Raw genomic sequence first — 15,633 nt, 5'->3', positions numbered from 1 at the left:
GCGCGGCGCTTCGCATCCGATCTGGCGGCGTTGGCGCCGCTCGATGGTGCATCCAGACCGCCTTCGCGGCGCCGCCTTGCCAGATCGGCGCGAAGCACCGCTCGCGACGGCGCTGCATCGAGAGTCATGGCCTAGCCCTCGACGATCTCGACCGTCTCGATGACGACCGGCTCGACCGGGCGGTCCATCGCGCCGGTCTTGGTGCCGGAGATCGAGTCGACGGCCTTCTTCGACGCCTCGTCGGCGACCTCACCGAAGATGGTGTGCTTGAAGTTCAGCCACGGCGCCTGGCCGGTGGTGATGAAGAACTGCGAACCGTTGGTGCCGGGGCCGGCGTTGGCCATCGCGAGCAGGTAGGGCTTGTCGAAGGTGAGCTCGGGGTGCGGCTCGTCCTTGAAGGTGTAGCCCGGGCCGCCCGTACCGGTGCCCAGGGGGCAACCGCCCTGGATCATGAACCCGTCGATGACGCGGTGGAAGCCGAGACCGTCGTAGTAGGGGACACCGGAGCGGCCGGCGTCGTCCGTGTACTCCTTGGTCCCCGTCGCGAGGCCGACGAAGTTGGCGACCGTCTCCGGAGCGTGGTTGGGGAACAAGGTGATCGTGATGTCACCGTGGTTGGTGTGGAGGATGGCCTTCTGGTCAGCCATGACCTGCCCTTCCGACATTGGGATTGGTACGGGATGTAACTCCTCGATCCTCCCACAGGGTCGGTCGTGGACCCGAGGTCAGGAGGCCGCGTCAGCCAGCTTCGGAGCAATCCGGTCGGCGACGCGGCGCTCGACCCAGAAGATCAGCCCGGGGATCAGGCCGGCGATCATCATCAGCAGGAACTCGGGGATCGTCCAGCGAGCCTTCTGGGTGAGCAGGAAGGCGACGATCACGTAGATGATGAAGATCCAGCCGTGCGCGACCCACAGCGGCGTCATCGCCTCGCCGAAGGACTGCAGGGCGGTGCCCTCGGGAAGCAGGTACTTGAACAGCGAGGAGATGGTGCCGACGAGCAGCAGCACCCCGACGACGTAGGCAAGCACCTTGTAGGTGCCGAACAGCTTGTTCACGCGTCTGAGGGTACGCCCCCGGTGGTCGAGCTTGTCGAGACCATCTGTCCCGACGCATCGACCCCGTGATCAGCATCATCGTCATCGGTCCGCGGACGGAGCGTGTCGCGCACGTAGCGCCACCACACGTAGATCCCGAAGAGGCCGAACAGCCACCACTCGATCGCGTAGAGCAGATTGCGCAGTCCGGTCGTGGCCTCCGGCTCGGGCAGCTGCGGAGCGGGTACGTCGGCGACGTCGGTGGCACCGTCGTTGACCGGCATCGAGCTGGCCGGCCAGTTGTCCTCGATCGGCGAGCGCACCATGTAGGCGCTGTAGAGGTCGTAGCTGGTGCGCGAGATCAGGTCGGAGATGTCGAGCTGCGGGAAGACGTTGTCGGACTTGCGGTCGTCAGCGACGTCGGTCCAGTCGCTGGGCTGCAGCCAGCCGGTGACGGTGACGTGGCCGCGCGGCGCGGGCGGTGCGGTGCCGACCTCGGGCGTCCAGCCGCGCACGACATAGACGGCCGACTCAGCGTCCTCGACGAGCACCGGCGTCACGGCCCAGAAGCCGACCTGAGAGCCCCGCTCCATCCCGTCGATGAAGATGGTCTCCTCGGGCATCCAGATCCCGGAGACGGTCACCGGACGGCCGATCTGCTCCCACGGGAAGGCATCGTTGGGCCCGATGACGTCCGTGAACGCCTTCGGCTTCGCGTGCACGAGCTCCGCGACCTGGTCCTGCTTGTCCTGCTGGCTCGACTCGTACTGCCAGACCCCGAGCAGCACCGCGCCGGTCACGAAGATCACCACCAGCGCGTGCGCACCCCACATCCTGGGGGAGAAGATGCTTCGCGGGGGTCTGGTCTGGGCGGCCATAGCACTCCCAGCGTACGGCCCCTCAATCACAGACGGCGAATGGGACGGGTTCGCTGGTGATGAGGGTGGCCGCCGTCACCGGGCTCGTCACCCGGAACCCGATCCGCCCCGTGGACGGATCCGCGACTCCGTTGGTGAAGACCTTCCCGTACGCAGCATCCTGATCACCCAGCTTCAGCCGGTAGAACAGGTCGTCGCGGTCCGCGCCGAGTCGCAGCGTGGCCAGTCCTCCGCCGAACTCGACCGAGTAGGCCTCGACCGGCGCCAGCCGGGTCTTCTCCTTCGGCCCACCCTCCGCGCAGCCGTTGACGACGTACGTCGAGGTGGCGGGGCCTCCGGCGACTGCGACCAGTGCCTCCTGAGCCGCCCAGTTCTCGGCACCCGGGGCTGCGGTGTTCTTGGTGATCAGATGCGTCTTCGGGTCGAACTTCGCGCCCTTCAGGGGGCCGACGCCGGCCTTGATCGCCTGGCCCGGCTTCACCCGGTCGGCGACCCTGATGACGAACCCCTCCTTGACGCCACCGGTGAACCTGGCCTCCCAGACCACATCGGCCGCGCCCCACTGGTAGGTGTCGCGCAGGCGCTGATCCACCCCGCGCAGGAGCCCACCGCTGACCTGGGCTGCTCCCTTGTCGGCCCGGCTCCACAGCTCGCTCTGGTCCGCGGGACTCGACCTGCTGGTGACGCCGCCGAGGCCGAAGAGCGACTTCACCTCGTCGTAGTCGGTCACTGCCAGCGTCTTCGCACCCGCAGGAGCGAGCGTCATGGCCGCCTCGACGGGGCTCATCGTCGCGGCGTACCCGGGGTAGGTGTCCTCCGTCGGCGCCGCTTCCGGCTTCTTCGGCTCGCTGTCGTCCCCACAGCCGACCAGCGCAACGGCCAGCCCAATGGCCAGCACCCCGATGCCCCATCGCCTCACGTTCACCCCAACGAGTATTCCCGATCCCCGTCACGGTATGTGACACATCCGTCCCAGCGAGACGGCGCCACATAGAGGGAGGCCGCAGGCAGACTGCCTGCGGCCTCCTGGATCCCGAGCGTCAGCGACCAGCGCCTGTGAGCTCAAGGGATGCGGGGAGAGGCTCGAGCACCGGGTCGATGATCCGCGACGATGCCTCCGACCGAGCGACCCGACTGCGGCGCAGGTCCTTGACGGTCGTGAGGCGACGCAGCCAACGGTCGGTGCCGTCATAGCGAGCCTTGAACGGCTTGCGGCCGTGCAGTGCACGGTGGTTGTCGACGATGAGGATCTCACCCGGGGCCAGCGCGACGTCCTCGACGTTCGCGGAGAGCTCCATGATGAGCAGCTGGAGAGCCCGGTCGGCCTCGACGTCACCCGGCAGCGCCTCCATGTAGGGCGGGTCGAGCCGGACGTCGGGAGCCTGCGGAGAGCCGGAGAGCACGGCGGTCGGCGCGGCGAGCAGCTCGCCCTCGTTGACGCCGGCCTCGCGGAGGTTGCGCAGGTGCTCGTCGTCGGGGCGGATCACGTAGCGCGGCTCGAACAGGGGCGCGTACTCCGGGCCGCTCACGTCGATCGAGCTGATCCCCACCGCGGTGGTCGGGATCAGGTCCTCGTTGCGCAGCGAGATCAGGCCGAGGTGGTCGCAGCGCAGGCTGCTGAACGCGTCCTCGATGTGGAGGTCGAGCACGACGTCGCTGCTGTGACCGGTCTGCAGGCTCTCCTGCTTCTGGATCGGCAGGATGTTGTTGACCAGCTGGCCACCCTGCAGCGAGGACCAGGAGACGGCGTCACCGAGCTGGGCCATGATCAGCGCGAGCCAGAAGTCAGCGGCGTGCGGCGCCTGGGCGTCGGGGTGGTTCCAGTGCGGCGGGGTCGGGCCGGCGGTCACCGGGAGCCCACTGATCACCAGAGCGTCGGTCGCATCGCCGTAGCGGAACGCGCGGATCGCCCGGGCGACGCTTTCGGGGAGCTCGCCACCGAGGAACGGCGCGGTCTCGAGGAACTCCGAGGAGACCGGATCGCCGAATCGAGCGAGCAACGACTCCGCCAGCGTGGCTGCGGCCTGGGACTCGGCTGGGGTCATCTCGACCCGGGTGACTACGGACTCTGCGCCCACAACATTGACCTTTCGGACTTTGTGGTGGAGGGGTTTCGTCAGAAACGTTTTCTGGCACCCGCACCAAAGGGTTTCCTAAGTTCGAGACCACTTTGTTCCGCCGTACGGAATTCAAACGAGTGATAGGTCCAAATGGCGAGACGATAGGTATTAGGCCCCTTGCGCAAACGGCTCGAACCTGTTTAGGGAATGTATCTCCCTTGCGGTATCCCAGTTACCAGAGATTTGCCCGCTCAGCCGGGCTTTTCGGAAACCGTACGCCGGAAGTTCACCGGTACGGATCGACGAGCTCGCGCAGCGACATGAGCGCCTCCCGGAGAGCCGTCGCCAGATCCGGCCCGAGGTGCTCGTTCCACTCCTGCTCAACACCCATCACCACCTCCCGCGCACGGTCGGCGGCAGCCTGCCCCTCCGCGGTGAACCTGATCAGCCGCGCACGGCCGTCGGTCGGGTCCGGGACTCGCTCGACGAGGCCTTCTCGCTCCAAGGCCGCGACCAGCATGCTCGCGGTCTGCTTGGTGACCTGGGCCTGCTCGGCCAGGTCGACCAGGCGCGAACCGTCCACGGCGATCCGCTGGGCGAGCCGAGCCTGCGCGACGGTGATGTTGTAACCCGCTTCCCGCATCGCGGCGATGACGCGCTCGTCCATCGCCCGGTAGGCGATGAGCATGAGCGTGGCGACGTCCATCGAGCCCCTTGACACTGGTCGGCACTCTGGCGAATATGGTCAGTAAGACTGACTATTATACCGCTTTCCGGTGTCCAGACGACCGTCTGTTCACGGGGCTCCGCCGGACGCGCGTTGATTCCACGATCTCAACAGCCTCGCCATCGAGGCCCGTCCCGAGCAGGTCACCATGAACGCAGTCGCACAGCTCAGCGCCGGCATCTCCGCCCTGATCCTCATCGCCGTCTTCCCCTTCGAGGCCTTCCTCATCGACCGTCCAGCGGTCCAACGCTTCCTCGGCATCGAGCCGCACGGCATCCGCAACGTCCACCTGTGGTCGGCGTCCGTCGGCACCCGCAACGCCTTGGCCGGCGTCGGCACGCTGATCGGCCTCGGGATGGTGAACTTCGGCAACGAGTCCGCGGGAGTCACGGTCGTAGTCGTGACCTGCATCTACATGCTGCTCACCTCCTTGTCCATGGGCCTTTCCGATGCCCTCGGCGTCTGGCTCCCACACGGCGGCAGCATCAAGGGCACGGTCGCATCCTCGGTCCTGCCCGCGGTCGCACTGATCGCGATCGCTGTCGGATAGCACGGCGCTCTGGATCGCCATCGCGCAGCTGTCGGCCAGCCACGCACAGTTCATATGCCTTGACAGGAATATTCCGGTTGCGACATGTTTGAGGCGTGTCCACCCGCGACGTCTTCAGCGTGATCGCCGACCCGACCCGTCGACAGATCCTCGATCTGCTCTGCCAGCGCGAGATGGCGGTGGGCGAACTGGTGGAGACCCTCGGGCTCGCCCAGCCGAACGTGTCCAAGCACCTGCGGACGCTGGGCGAGGCAGATCTGGTCCACGTACGCATCGACGGACCGCGCCGCCACTACCGGCTGCGTCCCGAGCGGCTCCGCGAGCTGGAGGAGTGGCTGGCGCCCTACCGCCGGATGTGGGCCGACCGGCTGGATGCGCTCGAGCGTCACCTGGACCAGCTCGACGACCCTGATCATGAGGAGGACTGAGATGACCACGACGACCGGACCCATGGGCGAGGTGTTTCGCGACGGCGAGAGGACGGGCCTTCGCTACGTACGCCTGCTGCGCCACTCGCCCGAGAAGGTGTGGCGGGCGCTGACCGAGCCGGACGGCCTGCGGCACTGGTTCCCGACCGACATCGTCGGCGAACGCGCCGTCGGCGCGCGCCTGAGCCTCCCGTTCTGGCCCGAAGGCCTGGAGCTGGCGAGCACCACCGAGGCGATCGAGGAGATGGGGGTCGACCCGGAGAGCTACGTATCAGAGGGGGAGCTGCGCGTGTGGGACCCGCCCCGGACCTTCGAGTTCACCTGGGGGATGGACGGCCGCACCGACCTGACCGACCTGCTCCGCTTCGAGCTCGAACCCACCGACGACGGCACCCGCCTCACCTTCACCACCTGGCTGGGCGGCCCCACCGGCAACACGGACACCGCCGTCGGCTGGCACGTCTGCCTGGACCAGCTGGCCGGCCTCCTCGACGCCCCTGAGCCACCGACCGAGGAAACCCCGGCCGTCGTCGTCCAGCGTGTCATGGCCCAGGCCGACGAGCTGCGCCCGGCGTACGCCGCCCTGATCTCGTCGTAAATGAAACGAAACCGCAGGTCACCCTGCGGTCTCTGTGGGTGGAGCGTAGGGGACTCGAACCCCTAACCCCCTGCTTGCAAACGACAATCTGTTCGAATGCCGGACCACTGTCCACGCGGCCGAACGTCCGTGTTCGTCCACTCTCGGCGGTGCTGAGAGTCGAACGTTGTCAGGCAGTTTGTCAGGCACGAGCGGTTGTCCGTATCGCGGGGGCGGAGCGCAACCCTGGCCGGCACCTGGCCCCATTGGCGGGGGTCTGGGGGCTTGCCCCCACGCCGCCCAACCTCACCGTGCCTCGAGGTGTCGCGGGGTGTGTCCTTGCCGGCAGCAGCCCCTCCTCCTCCCTCGTCATCAGCCCAATAAACTTGAGCGAGTTCGTAGCTGCGGCCGACCTGCGGACTGGGAGGGGATGGTCAGGCTCGATTCGTCCAGCTGCGCCAGAACTCGTATGTGTCGTTGGCGATCGTCTCGAGTTCCCCGTCGATGGGGTGCCAAAGACTCACTCCTTCTTCTCCGCTGGTGACGCAGAAGGGTTCGCCGGCGCCGTTGTCTCCGAAGGCGATGAGGGGTGGGGGTGGTGCCCAGGTCTCGGAGGCTTCAGTGATGACTCGGCTGAGCGGCCAGATGACGAACCATTGGCCGGCCTGGTCGTAGACGCCGTCGGTGGTCCGGTAGAGGGCGCGGAGGCTCGGCGGGAGACGTCGGTTGATGGCGGCTTCGGCGCGGCTGATCGTGTCGTCGGTGGCGGCCTGGTCGAGGGTAACGGGGTCGGCGGTTAGCAGCTCGTGCCAGCGGTTCACGCTGCGATGGTCGCATAGAGCGCTTGGTCTACGGACTGGGCGCTCTACTTCATTTGCGCGGCACGTAGGGGGACCGGCCGCCAGGCCGCACGCCCCCGGAGGCCGCGCTCGCGGCCGAAGGCCGCCTTGAGTCAGTAGAGAAAGTTCTCACGCAAACATCAATGGGACGGCCATCACGGAAGCACCATCCCAACGAGCTTCACAAGGACCCGGACGCATCCCGACAGGCCCGCGGCGAGAACCATTGCAGCTACCGCGCCGAGGAACACCGTGCCGAAGGTCTGATTCAGCTTCTCGCCTGGGTTCAGCTCCTGCCACTCAAGGCGTCGCCATTCGAACTGGACGGGCCACCTCGAATGAACGTCTTTGTCGAACAGGCGTCGGTTGTACTGGACAATCCAGCGCCACCACATCACAGACGCCCAAGTGAGAAGGGCGCCGAGTGCCAGCAGGGCCCCCGTGCCGAAGATGAGCACGACCACCAGTCCCGGTCCTTCCGACAAAATGTTCGCGCCAAAGTTAGCGGATAAAGCAACACCTCGTCAGGGCTTCGACTACAACGTCTTTCGATCGGTCCGCTGCTTCACAAGGGCCAATTCCTGCCCTACCTCTGCCTATGCGCCGGCGAGTATCGCGTCGAGCGACCAAAGGCCGAGTCCGTCGACACGCGCCGCCTCAAACTGAGGGCAGTCGGCAGTCGTAGCCTCGAGCAGACGGCGCGTGGTGATGAACGACGCACCTAGCTCGAGACTCGCTCTAGCAATCGCGGACAGCGACATGGGCGGGTGACGGACCGCTTGCCCAGCGGCACGACGGCGCTCGTAGTCGAGTTCGTCGACGGCGACATTGCGCATGATCTGCTCAGCCCCTTGAAGGCTGTGCGTTTGCATGAGGGCAGCCGCGAGCGGAAAGTCCTCGATCGCCAGGGTGTCGACGACCCACACGCTCGCGCTGTCGTCGACCACCGGCACAGGATCCAGGCCCCGCCGCATGTCCACCAATCCCCGATGCCCCATCGCAGCCGCAGCTGCAAGTGTTGTTGCCTCCGTTGGGTGCCACGCGAGCACGTCAGACAGGGCCTCGACGTCAGCCGGAGTGATGTAACCGGTCCGTTCTGCACGAAGACGCGCGAGGACCTCTGTCACTTCGCCGGCCGTGAGTTCACCGTCTACTCCTGGTCCGAGGATCGCGAGCCGGACGGGAAGACCGGTCTGGAAGCTCGCCGCGAGGGTCAGTGAGTCTGCTAGCGGGCTAAGAAGTCTGGGCTCGTCGCCGCGCGCGACAATGTCCCCGCCGACGTCCACCACGGTGAGCGACTGAGCATCGAGGGCGTGCGCGAGCGACCGCAGCTGAGCGGCCAGGCCGACCGCACCGCCGGCGAAGTCGTGTACAAACAACCGAGCGTCGATATCTCCTGCGAGCCTCGGGAGGACCGAGCGGCCGGCGGGAAGCGTGTCGCTGGTTGGTCCGACCTCAGCACGAACGCCTGCGACAGCACGGAGGCCGACGAAGTCGCCTCGTGATCTAGGACCGGGTACCGGGTCGATCCGGAGTCGTTCCCAGGCACACGTAGTGACCAGGGTTTGCTCGCGTGGGTCGTGGCCTAGGAGTCGACGGATCAGCATTGCGCCTACCGCATCGCCGCCACCGCCGGCCGCCACCAAGAGAGTCCGCATGGCCTCGATTGTCACCTGCCAGTGGTCTAGGCGCTACCGTTGAGAAGTGGTATTAACCAGTCGGAAGAAGTAGCGATGAGCAACACGGCCAACGGAGCACCGAAGTTCCGTCAGATTGCGGACCAGATCCGCGCTCGGATCCTGAGCGGGGAACTGCGCCCGGGTGACGAGATCCCCAGCGAGCGGGCAGTCGCGGCGGATTACAACGTGTCGCGCCCAACCGCGACCAAAGCTCTGATGCTGCTTCGTGAGCTCGGCCTTGTGCACTCGATCCAGGGTTCAGGAACCTTTGTGTCCGATCTCGCTGTGAACCGGCGCGCAAGCGAGCGCTACACGAAGGCGCGTACGTCCGGCCGGATCTACGCCGATGGGACGCGCGCCGAGATCGTGGCTGCGGAGGTCGTTCTCGAGGCTCCAGAACATGTCGCGCGGGCCCTGCAACTCGAGGCAGGGAGCGCTGCGATTCGACGCCGTCGCATCACCTGGGAAGGTGAGCGCCGAGCTGAGACCTCGACATCGTGGTTCAACGCCGACCTGGCCGGCACCGCTCCCCGGCTGCTCACCAAGGAGCGGATCCGGTCCGGAACCCTGGCGTACGTCGAGACGCAGACCGGCCGGCTTGGCGCCTATGCCCGAGACCGGACATGCGCACGCACAGCCGGCGCAGATGCCGAAGACCTCGGCCTGGTCGACGATGCCGCACCGGTTCTCGTGGTCGAGCACATCGTGTACGACCAGCACGACCGCCCGATCGAGTTCGCGGAGGCGGTCTACCCGTCCGACCGCTGGAGCTACGAACAGCGGTACGACCTGAGCTAGTCAGCGCTCGTCACCGAGAAACCTTCGGGAAGGTGCTTGCATCCCCAAGTGGTATATGCCACTCTGTTGGTGAGTGGCATATACCACTTACCAACACACTCAGATCCGAGGAGATCAAGTCATGGCGATGAAGCAGCGTTTCGCAGTCCAGCACGGCGACGTGTTCCCGCAGGGAGCGTTCCTCAAGGGCGAGGTCGAGCCGGTCCTCGACTTCGACGCCGGCAAGCGGGCCGATGGGTCGATGCCCCAGCAGCTCGAGAAGGAGACCGGTCTCCCGATCTGGCAGGTCGTGGTCCTCGACGCCGACGACGCAGTCGGGAAGAAGGACACCGCGATCACGGTCAAGTTCCTGGCCAAGCACCAGCCGGTCCCGCCGGCCAACGACACCCCGTTCCCCTGGACTCCGGTGGAGTTCGTCGGCCTGACCGCGCTGCCGTACGTGGAGTACACGGGCGGGAAGAACCGTGAGGGCCAGGACCGGACCCGGATCACCTGGTCCTACCGGGCCGAGTCGATGGTGAAGCCCGGCGAGAACGCCGCGCGCAAGCCTGCCGCTGGTGGTGCCGCTGCTGCCTCGAAGGCGGCGTGATGGACACCCCGACGATCCAGCAGGTCAAGGACGAGGCCGAGATGTGGGCCGACCTGCTCACCTCCGAGCTGCGGGCCAAGTCCGCCCAGCACGAGGTCACCAAACGGGCTGACATGTACGTCCGCCTGGCTGGCCTCCGGGTCGAGAAAGTCCTCGACGCTCTCCAGATCGACGCCGAGACCTGGGCCGCGCGCCTCGAGGACCTGGAGGCCTGGCGCGCTGAGAACCGACGTGCCTACGACGAGACCCGGAGCGCCGCGTCGTGAGCCTCTACCTGGTGTGGATCGGCGATGGGTCCGACCCCGCGCATTACGCCGGGCTCAACGCCGATCACACCCTGTGCGGCCAGCCCAACGCCGGCAGCTCCTGGACCTGGGACTACCCCGACCTCTCAACCCCGGTGTGCCCGACCTGCCGCGCTAAGGCAGCCGGCTTGTGAGCGCACTCCACATTCGCCCGCTGGTCGTCATGGATGGGAAGCCGTGGCGGCTGGCGGGTCTCCAGCTCGATACCTCGAAGGAACGCAACGAACGGAGCATCTGATGAACGAGACAATCTACGTCAGCCTCGGCGGCATCCTCGCCCTGGCGATCGCGGTCCTGGTCGTGATCAAACCGACTCGCCCTGCAACCCTGGCCGCCTTGGGCTGGCTGGCCTCCATCGGCCGGCGTAGCTGGTGGTGGCTGGTCTTCCGGATCACCTGGAAGGGCGTTGCCCGTGAGGCCGGTCTGTCCAAGCGCCGCACGAAGCGGGTCAAGAAGATGGGCGTGGGTGAGGAGTCCATCGAGAAGTGGCGCGACCCCCGTCTCAAGCGCGTAACGACCTCGGCGCACTCGGTGACCCTCAAGGTCCGGACCCGTCGTGGCCAGGCCCTGGCCGACCTCGAGGCGTTCGCTCCGAAACTGGCCGCGACCTACAGCGCCGACGCCTACCGGGTCTACCCGCCCAAGCGCCGCGCCGGCTCGACGGTCATGTTCGAGCTAGTGATGCGGGACCTCATCAAGACACCGACCACGGCCGGGATGCCGGAGCCCCGGATGCAGACCGAAACGGTCCGCCTCGGCCGCCGCCAGTCCGGCAAGCCCTTCAACCTCCAGATCGAGCAGCGCCACACGCTCGTGGTCGGTTCCTCGGGCTCGGGGAAGGGCTCCTTCCTGTGGGGCATCGTCGGGTCCCTGGCGCCCGCGATCAAGGTGGACGCTGCGCGGGTCTACGGGATCGATCTCAAGGGCGGCATGGAGCTGACCATGGGTGCCCCGCTGTTCACCAAGATCGCCGTCACCGGGGAGCAGGCCCTCGAGCGGCTACGGGAGTTCGTCGCGATCGCGGACGCCCGTACCGAGGAACTGCGCGGGGTCTCTCGCAATCACAAGCCCGCCCCGGGGGACCCGCTCTACGTCCTCGTCATCGACGAGCTGGCCTCGCTGACCGCCTACGCCGACCAGGACATCAAGAAGGAGGCCGAACGGCTGTTGAAGCGGCTGCTCTCCATCGCCCGCGCCGTCGGTGTCGTGGTGTGCGCCTTCGTCCAGGACCCGCGTAAGGAGGTCATCGACATGCGAGGGCTCTTCACCCAGACCATCGCTCTGCGGCTGCGCTCCGCGATGGAGACCAACATGGTCCTGGGTGACGGCATGGCCCCGTTCGCGCCGGCACACCGCATCCTCAAGGGTGCCCAGGGCACGGCCTGGATCATCGACGAGGACGGCTCCACCGACCGCATCCGCGCCGACTACTGGTCCGACGACCTCATCCGCCGCGTTGCCTCGCTCTACCCGGCGACCCCGGAACTGGTCACGATCTCGGACGCTGCTCCTGGTGACCTGCCCGGGATGCAGCTCTCCCTCACCGATGGGGGTGCCCGATGACTACGCCGGCTTGGATGGAGCACGCCGCGTGCACGACCCGAGAGACTCGCGGTCTGCCCTGGACCACCGATGAGATCGAGACCCCGTCGGTCCTGGTCGAACTGATGCAGGAGACCTGCGCCGGCTGCCCGGTCCGGCTCGCCTGCACCGCCTACGCCCGCACCGCTACCGGTGGATGGTGGGCCGGCGTCGACCACGCCGCTGAGCCGGCCGACCTGCTCGACCTGCTCGACGTGATGCCCCTGGATGGTGCAGCGTGACCGTCTCGACCAGCTCGACTCTGGATGCGCCGGGCATCCACAGTGACGCATCGTCTCCGGCTCAGGGCTCGTTCCCTGGGTATGGGGAGGATGCGCCGCTGGATCTGTCCGGACTCACCCCGGCCGCCTTCAACGCGGTCGGTGCCCGACTCCTTGACGGCTCCTTCGACGCCTGGGCCGAGACCGCAGCAGCGGTCAAGTACTGCGCCCACCCGATCCGGCTGTCTGGCTCGTCGACCACGATTGATGCCCGTAGCGGGGAGCTTGTCGGTACGTTCTCGTCCGCGAATGCCCCGCTCGGGGTGCTCTACCGTCCCTGCGGCAACCGCCGCGCCGACGTCTGCCCCTCCTGCTCCCGGGTCTACGCCCGCGACACCTTCGCCATGATCAACGCCGGCCTGGTGGGCGGGAAGACGATCCCCGCCACGGTGGCAGACAACCCGCTGCTCTTCGTCACCTTCACCGCCCCTTCCTTCGGACACGTCCACGGATCCCGACCGAAGAACGGGCAACCGGTTGGCGGCAGGTGTCGGCCACGCTCTGCCAGGCCCGGGCAGCCGGTGACCTGCGAGCACGGCCGCCCCCTGGGCTGCATGAGCGTCCACGGTCCCGACGATTCCGCCAATGGCGCGCCACTGTGTCCGGAGTGTCACGATACCGATAGCGCCGTCATCTGGCAGTGGCACGCGCCGGAGCTGTGGCGGCGGACCACCATCGCGCTACGCCGTGCGCTGGCTCATCAGCTCGGGGTGACAGAGACCCGCCGGAAGCCCACCAAGAAGAACCCGACCCCTCCGCCGGCCCTTGCTGACGTGGCCTCGGTGCAGTTCGCCAAGGTCGCCGAGTACCAAGCCCGTGGGCTCGTGCACTTCCACGCCCTCATCCGCCTGGACGGTCCCGATGGTCCTGGATCACCTGCACCGCTGGACGGTCGCACTCTGGGCCGGCTCCTGGAGCACGCCGCCGGCGAAGTTCACCTCGAGGCTCCTCCGGTCGATGACGATGACACCGCTCGGGTGCTGTGCTGGGGGAAGCAGCTCGATGTCCGGGTCGTGCGTGACACGAACCGCACCGACGACCCGGACGGCCCTCTCACGCCTGGGCAGGTGGCTGGCTATTTGGCCAAGTACGCGACCAAGGACGCCACCTCGATCCGCGCTGACCGGCCGGTCGAGCACGTCGCCGAGTTCGCCTCGAGGTGCCGGCAGCTCAGCGCTCGAGCACGGGAACACTACGGACCCCACGTCGACGCCAAAGGGACGCCGGCCAACCCGTACCAGCTCCTGGGGAAGTGGGCTCACATGCTCGGGTTCCGGGGTCATTTCTCCACCAAGTCCCGGCGCTACTCCGTCACCCTTGGCCAGCTCCGCCGGGCACGTGCCAAATACCGCGACCTGGTGGCGACCGCTGAGCACGACGAAGACGCCCGTAAAGCGCTGCTCGACCTCGAGGAGCTCGAGGCACGGCTCTTGGCCGACGACACCGAGACAACCCTCGTCATCGGCAACTGGACCTACCAAGGCACCGGGTGGACGAACCCCGGCGACGAAACCCTCGCTCTCGCGGCCGCAGCTCGAGCGCGTGAGTACGAGCAGTGGAAAGCGCAGAACAAGAACACCAACCGATGAAGGAGTGAAGTGATGAGCGAGACAGTCGTCGTCCCGGTGCTCTACCGGGTTGAGGAAGCGGCCGAGGCGATGCGCATCAGCCGGTCTGTCATCTACGAGCTGATCCGTTCGGATCGTCTGCGGACGGTCAAGGTCGGTCGTAGTCGCCGGGTTCCGGTCGATGCCCTCGCTGAGTGCGTCGCCCTGCTCGCTGAGGAGGCAGCATGAGCACCGAAGACAAGAAGTCTCGTCGAGCTCGAGGCGATGGTGGTGTGCGTTGGGATGAGAAGCGCCAGCGCTACATCGCTGAGAAGACGGTGGGCTACGACGGACGCGGAAAGCGCATCGTCAAGACCGGCACCGGCAAGAGCGAGTCGGCAGCCCTCCGTAACCTGCGTGATCGCATCCGCGAGTACGAGGCCGGCCTCATGCCCGCAGCTCATCGGGTGACCGTGGCTCAGGTCTGTGAGGACTGGTTGAAGTTCGAGCGCTCGGACGTGGGGGAGAAGACGAAGGAGGGTGACAGCGACAAGTACCGCGTGCACATCAAGCCACATCTGGGCGGGCGTCGCTTGAAGGATCTTCGTCCCGACGAGGTCGACAAGTGGCTGCTCAAGTTGTCGTCGGATCTGTCGACCTCGACCTTGAAGCAGGTTCGCTCCGTGCTGCGGAGGTCGATCAATCGGGCGGTCAAGCGTGGGCTTGCTGAGCGAAACGTCGTCGACCTGTGCCCTGCGCCGAAGGGTCGGACTGGTCGTCCGTCGAAGTCGCTGACTCTCCAACAGGCCTCGGACATCCTCGAGAAGACGCGCAAGCACCACATGCACCCCTACATCGCGGTTTCGCTGCTCGTCGGCGTACGTCCTGAGGAAGTCCGGGCGCTGCGGTGGGATCGTGTGCACCTCGACGAGGCGACCCCTTACATCGAGGTATGGCGTTCCGTGCGGGCCGGCGGAGACACGAAGACGAAGAAGTCGAAGCGGACGCTTGCGGTCTCCGGCTACGTCGCCGCGATGCTGGAACGTGCCCGACGTGAGCAGGTCGAGATTCGGGAACGTGCGGGGGACCGGTGGCAGGAGAACGACCTGGTGTTTCCGTCCCTCGTGGGCACTGAGCAGGATGCACACAACGTACGCCGGATGTTCCGCGATGCTCTCCGCCTGGTCCCCGGCATAGATCCCGACGAGTGGGTGCCGTACGAGCTGCGGCACTCCTTCGTCTCGATCCTGTCCGAGCGGGGGATGCCGGTCGAGGAGATCTCGCGTCTCATGGGCCACAAGGGAACGGCGGTGACGGAGCTGGTCTACCGCCACGAGCTGCGGCCGGTGATCGAGTCAGGCGCCAGCGTCATGGACAGCGTGTTTCCGCTCTCCCTCGAGGACGCCGGCGACGACACCGAGGACGAGGAAGGCAACGACGATGACGCGGCGTAGTCAGGCAGTTCGTCAGGATTTGGCCCTTCGGCCGCTGACCCTTGCTCAGTCGCTTTCGCGTTTTGCCTGGTCAGAATGGGTGGAGCGTAGGGGACTCGAACCCCTAACCCCCTGCTTGCAAAGCAGGTGCGCTACCAATTGCGCCAACGCCCCGGACGGTGTCCGTCGGTCAGTTCACCTTGTCGGTCGCCGCGGCCCAGTGACCCTTCTCGGGGTTGGACTGGTCGAGCTTCTTCTTGGCGAGGACGATGCCAGCCGCGGCCAGCAGTACGAGGACGATCTTCTTCATGTCTTCTCCTGCGA

General features: G+C 66.8%; 22 protein-coding genes, 1 tRNA gene and 1 pseudogene. 13 read left to right on the top strand and 11 right to left on the bottom strand.

The genetic code is table 11. The features are described from left to right. Positions 1 to 131 precede the first annotated feature (131 nt). The 6 genes from ACFVDI_RS08480 to ACFVDI_RS08455 all read right to left on the bottom strand — a co-directional run bounded on the left by ACFVDI_RS08480 (position 132) and on the right by ACFVDI_RS08455 (position 4,681). Positions 132 to 647 carry a peptidylprolyl isomerase gene (locus tag ACFVDI_RS08480; protein ID WP_008355625.1) on the bottom strand — a complete coding sequence of 172 codons (516 nt, stop codon included), beginning with the start codon at positions 645 to 647 and terminating at the stop codon, positions 132 to 134. A 78-nt stretch (positions 648 to 725) separates the two neighbouring features. After that, entirely contained in the window at positions 726 to 1,058 is a 333-nt protein-coding gene (locus ACFVDI_RS08475; RefSeq protein ID WP_160026085.1) for a DUF3817 domain-containing protein, read from the bottom strand. After that, the gene (locus tag ACFVDI_RS08470; protein WP_378902864.1) at positions 1,055 to 1,915 is read right to left on the bottom strand and encodes an SURF1 family protein; all 861 of its coding nucleotides are present in this window, start codon (positions 1,913 to 1,915) and stop codon (positions 1,055 to 1,057) included. Before ACFVDI_RS08470 ends, ACFVDI_RS08475 begins: the two co-directional genes overlap by 4 nt. Before the next feature lie 22 nt (positions 1,916 to 1,937). Beyond that, positions 1,938 to 2,840, bottom strand: a complete 903-nt coding sequence (locus ACFVDI_RS08465; protein ID WP_378902861.1) for a hypothetical protein — start codon at positions 2,838 to 2,840, stop codon at positions 1,938 to 1,940. 115 nt (positions 2,841 to 2,955) lie between these two features. Next, positions 2,956 to 3,993, bottom strand: a complete 1,038-nt coding sequence (locus ACFVDI_RS08460; protein ID WP_378902858.1) for a TauD/TfdA family dioxygenase — start codon at positions 3,991 to 3,993, stop codon at positions 2,956 to 2,958. 268 nt (positions 3,994 to 4,261) lie between these two features. Then, complete coding sequence (locus ACFVDI_RS08455) at positions 4,262 to 4,681, bottom strand: MarR family winged helix-turn-helix transcriptional regulator (RefSeq protein WP_378902855.1); 420 nt, start codon at positions 4,679 to 4,681, stop codon at positions 4,262 to 4,264. A gap of 169 nt (positions 4,682 to 4,850) precedes the next feature. On the opposite strand from ACFVDI_RS08455, the gene ACFVDI_RS08450 reads away from it, so the two are divergent. From ACFVDI_RS08450 to ACFVDI_RS08440, 3 genes are all read left to right on the top strand, one after another. Continuing rightward, positions 4,851 to 5,252 (top strand): DUF1304 family protein, encoded by a 402-nt coding sequence (locus tag ACFVDI_RS08450; protein ID WP_378902852.1) that lies wholly within the window; start codon positions 4,851 to 4,853, stop codon positions 5,250 to 5,252. 95 nt (positions 5,253 to 5,347) lie between these two features. Then, positions 5,348 to 5,680 (top strand): ArsR/SmtB family transcription factor, encoded by a 333-nt coding sequence (locus tag ACFVDI_RS08445; RefSeq protein ID WP_378902849.1) that lies wholly within the window; start codon positions 5,348 to 5,350, stop codon positions 5,678 to 5,680. Between the two features lies 1 nt (position 5,681). Continuing rightward, positions 5,682 to 6,278, top strand: coding sequence for an SRPBCC domain-containing protein (locus ACFVDI_RS08440; RefSeq protein ID WP_378902846.1), 597 nt, complete (start codon positions 5,682 to 5,684; stop codon positions 6,276 to 6,278). A 413-nt stretch (positions 6,279 to 6,691) separates the two neighbouring features. On the opposite strand, the gene ACFVDI_RS08435 is transcribed toward ACFVDI_RS08440, so the two are convergent. The 3 genes from ACFVDI_RS08435 to ACFVDI_RS08425 form a co-directional block, all read right to left on the bottom strand. Continuing rightward, positions 6,692 to 7,078, bottom strand: coding sequence for an SMI1/KNR4 family protein (locus tag ACFVDI_RS08435; protein WP_378902843.1), 387 nt, complete (start codon positions 7,076 to 7,078; stop codon positions 6,692 to 6,694). Positions 7,079 to 7,251: 173 nt separating this feature from the next. Further along, the gene (locus ACFVDI_RS08430) at positions 7,252 to 7,560 is read right to left on the bottom strand and encodes a hypothetical protein (protein WP_378902840.1); all 309 of its coding nucleotides are present in this window, start codon (positions 7,558 to 7,560) and stop codon (positions 7,252 to 7,254) included. A gap of 132 nt (positions 7,561 to 7,692) precedes the next feature. Further along, entirely contained in the window at positions 7,693 to 8,754 is a 1,062-nt protein-coding gene (locus tag ACFVDI_RS08425) for a DUF1152 domain-containing protein (RefSeq protein ID WP_378902837.1), read from the bottom strand. Between the two features lie 75 nt (positions 8,755 to 8,829). Between ACFVDI_RS08425 and ACFVDI_RS08420 the strand changes: the two are divergent. From ACFVDI_RS08420 to xerC, 10 genes and pseudogenes are all read left to right on the top strand, one after another. After that, positions 8,830 to 9,036, top strand: a pseudogene (locus ACFVDI_RS08420) (winged helix-turn-helix domain-containing protein); the annotation flags it as partial. A 24-nt stretch (positions 9,037 to 9,060) separates the two neighbouring features. Further along, positions 9,061 to 9,573, top strand: coding sequence for a UTRA domain-containing protein (locus ACFVDI_RS08415; protein ID WP_378903066.1), 513 nt, complete (start codon positions 9,061 to 9,063; stop codon positions 9,571 to 9,573). A 121-nt stretch (positions 9,574 to 9,694) separates the two neighbouring features. Next, on the top strand, positions 9,695 to 10,162 hold the full coding sequence (locus ACFVDI_RS08410; RefSeq protein ID WP_378902834.1) for a plasmid replication, integration and excision activator: 468 nt from the start codon (positions 9,695 to 9,697) through the stop codon (positions 10,160 to 10,162). Further along, positions 10,162 to 10,428: a hypothetical protein gene (locus ACFVDI_RS08405; protein ID WP_378902831.1), complete on the top strand. Its 267-nt coding sequence runs from the start codon at positions 10,162 to 10,164 to the stop codon at positions 10,426 to 10,428. The genes ACFVDI_RS08410 and ACFVDI_RS08405 overlap by 1 nt, the downstream gene beginning before the upstream one ends. A gap of 11 nt (positions 10,429 to 10,439) precedes the next feature. Next, the gene (locus ACFVDI_RS08400; protein WP_378902828.1) at positions 10,440 to 10,601 is read left to right on the top strand and encodes a hypothetical protein; all 162 of its coding nucleotides are present in this window, start codon (positions 10,440 to 10,442) and stop codon (positions 10,599 to 10,601) included. A 103-nt stretch (positions 10,602 to 10,704) separates the two neighbouring features. Further along, positions 10,705 to 12,030, top strand: coding sequence for an FtsK/SpoIIIE domain-containing protein (locus ACFVDI_RS08395; protein WP_378902825.1), 1,326 nt, complete (start codon positions 10,705 to 10,707; stop codon positions 12,028 to 12,030). Next, a complete protein-coding gene (locus tag ACFVDI_RS08390) occupies positions 12,027 to 12,290 on the top strand; it encodes a hypothetical protein (protein ID WP_378902822.1) in 264 nt (87 codons plus the stop codon). Before ACFVDI_RS08395 ends, ACFVDI_RS08390 begins: the two co-directional genes overlap by 4 nt. Beyond that, a complete protein-coding gene (locus tag ACFVDI_RS08385) occupies positions 12,287 to 13,918 on the top strand; it encodes a replication initiator (protein ID WP_378902819.1) in 1,632 nt (543 codons plus the stop codon). Before ACFVDI_RS08390 ends, ACFVDI_RS08385 begins: the two co-directional genes overlap by 4 nt. A gap of 12 nt (positions 13,919 to 13,930) precedes the next feature. Continuing rightward, on the top strand, positions 13,931 to 14,125 hold the full coding sequence (locus tag ACFVDI_RS08380; protein WP_189117145.1) for a helix-turn-helix domain-containing protein: 195 nt from the start codon (positions 13,931 to 13,933) through the stop codon (positions 14,123 to 14,125). Then, positions 14,122 to 15,330 (top strand): tyrosine recombinase XerC, encoded by a 1,209-nt coding sequence (xerC, locus tag ACFVDI_RS08375; protein ID WP_378902814.1) that lies wholly within the window; start codon positions 14,122 to 14,124, stop codon positions 15,328 to 15,330. The genes ACFVDI_RS08380 and xerC overlap by 4 nt, the downstream gene beginning before the upstream one ends. A gap of 80 nt (positions 15,331 to 15,410) precedes the next feature. Here xerC and ACFVDI_RS08370 read toward each other — a convergent pair. Both ACFVDI_RS08370 and ACFVDI_RS08365 read right to left on the bottom strand, forming a co-directional pair. Then, a tRNA-Ala gene (locus ACFVDI_RS08370) sits at positions 15,411 to 15,483 on the bottom strand. Between the two features lie 16 nt (positions 15,484 to 15,499). Next, positions 15,500 to 15,619: a DLW-39 family protein gene (locus ACFVDI_RS08365; protein ID WP_008355567.1), complete on the bottom strand. Its 120-nt coding sequence runs from the start codon at positions 15,617 to 15,619 to the stop codon at positions 15,500 to 15,502. Between the last annotated feature and the right edge of the window lie 14 nt (positions 15,620 to 15,633).

This window comes from Nocardioides sp. NPDC057767 (assembly GCF_042798275.1).
GTDB lineage: Bacteria > Actinomycetota > Actinomycetes > Propionibacteriales > Nocardioidaceae > Nocardioides.
Note: the sequence above shows the minus strand (reverse complement) of the source record. Positions and strands in the feature narration are given on the sequence as shown.

Excerpts from the sequence above, each read along its gene's own strand:
- ACFVDI_RS08480 (WP_008355625.1), bottom strand. The coding sequence starts at position 647 with ATGGCTGACCAGAAGGCCATCCTCCACACCAACCACGGTGACATCACG.
- ACFVDI_RS08470 (WP_378902864.1), bottom strand. The coding sequence starts at position 1,915 with ATGGCCGCCCAGACCAGACCCCCGCGAAGCATCTTCTCCCCCAGGATG.
- ACFVDI_RS08455 (WP_378902855.1), bottom strand. The coding sequence starts at position 4,681 with ATGGACGTCGCCACGCTCATGCTCATCGCCTACCGGGCGATGGACGAG.
- ACFVDI_RS08450 (WP_378902852.1), top strand. The coding sequence starts at position 4,851 with ATGAACGCAGTCGCACAGCTCAGCGCCGGCATCTCCGCCCTGATCCTC.
- ACFVDI_RS08440 (WP_378902846.1), top strand. The coding sequence starts at position 5,682 with ATGACCACGACGACCGGACCCATGGGCGAGGTGTTTCGCGACGGCGAG.
- ACFVDI_RS08425 (WP_378902837.1), bottom strand. The coding sequence starts at position 8,754 with ATGCGGACTCTCTTGGTGGCGGCCGGCGGTGGCGGCGATGCGGTAGGC.
- ACFVDI_RS08410 (WP_378902834.1), top strand. The coding sequence starts at position 9,695 with ATGGCGATGAAGCAGCGTTTCGCAGTCCAGCACGGCGACGTGTTCCCG.
- ACFVDI_RS08405 (WP_378902831.1), top strand. The coding sequence starts at position 10,162 with ATGGACACCCCGACGATCCAGCAGGTCAAGGACGAGGCCGAGATGTGG.
- ACFVDI_RS08395 (WP_378902825.1), top strand. The coding sequence starts at position 10,705 with ATGAACGAGACAATCTACGTCAGCCTCGGCGGCATCCTCGCCCTGGCG.
- ACFVDI_RS08390 (WP_378902822.1), top strand. The coding sequence starts at position 12,027 with ATGACTACGCCGGCTTGGATGGAGCACGCCGCGTGCACGACCCGAGAG.
- ACFVDI_RS08380 (WP_189117145.1), top strand. The coding sequence starts at position 13,931 with ATGAGCGAGACAGTCGTCGTCCCGGTGCTCTACCGGGTTGAGGAAGCG.
- xerC (WP_378902814.1), top strand. The coding sequence starts at position 14,122 with ATGAGCACCGAAGACAAGAAGTCTCGTCGAGCTCGAGGCGATGGTGGT.
- ACFVDI_RS08365 (WP_008355567.1), bottom strand. The coding sequence starts at position 15,619 with ATGAAGAAGATCGTCCTCGTACTGCTGGCCGCGGCTGGCATCGTCCTC.